Annotated in this window: 1 protein-coding gene; it reads right to left on the bottom strand. The window is 52.0% G+C overall.

What is annotated here, in order from left to right; genetic code table 11:
• A partial coding sequence (locus tag JYB63_RS22555; RefSeq protein ID WP_243432131.1) for a GTP-binding protein occupies positions 1 to 575 on the bottom strand: 575 nt, incomplete at both ends.

Below are 575 nucleotides of genomic sequence, written 5' to 3'. Positions count from 1 at the left end.
CCAGTTACTACAGTACCACGACCGGAGATTGAGAATACGTCCTCGATTGGCATCAGGAACGGCTGGTCAATTGCACGCTCTGGCTCTGGGATGTAAGAATCCAGAGTTTCAACCAGAGTCTTAACTGCAGTTGTACCCAGTTCGTTGTCGTCCTGGCCGTTCAGAGCCATCAGAGCAGAACCTGGGATGATTGGAGTGTCATCACCTGGGAAGTCGTACTGGTCCAGCAGCTCACGCAGCTCCATTTCAACCAGTTCCAGCATCTCAGCGTATTCTTCAGAATCAGCACCGCCGCAATCTTCAGCCAGCAGGTCTGCTTTGTTCAGGAATACTACGATGTAAGGTACACCTACCTGACGAGACAGCAGGATGTGCTCACGAGTCTGTGGCATTGGGCCATCAGTCGCACCACATACCAGGATCGCACCGTCCATCTGAGCCGCACCAGTGATCATGTTTTTAACATAATCGGCGTGACCCGGGCAGTCTACGTGCGCGTAGTGACGGTCGTTAGAATCGTATTCAACGTGAGAAGTTGCGATAGTAATACCACGCTCACGCTCTTCTGGTGCATT

The sequence above is a fragment of the Aliamphritea spongicola genome (assembly GCF_017051665.1).
Classification (GTDB): Bacteria; Pseudomonadota; Gammaproteobacteria; order Pseudomonadales; family Balneatricaceae; genus Amphritea; species Amphritea spongicola.
This window is presented reverse-complemented; position numbering and strand designations above follow the sequence as displayed.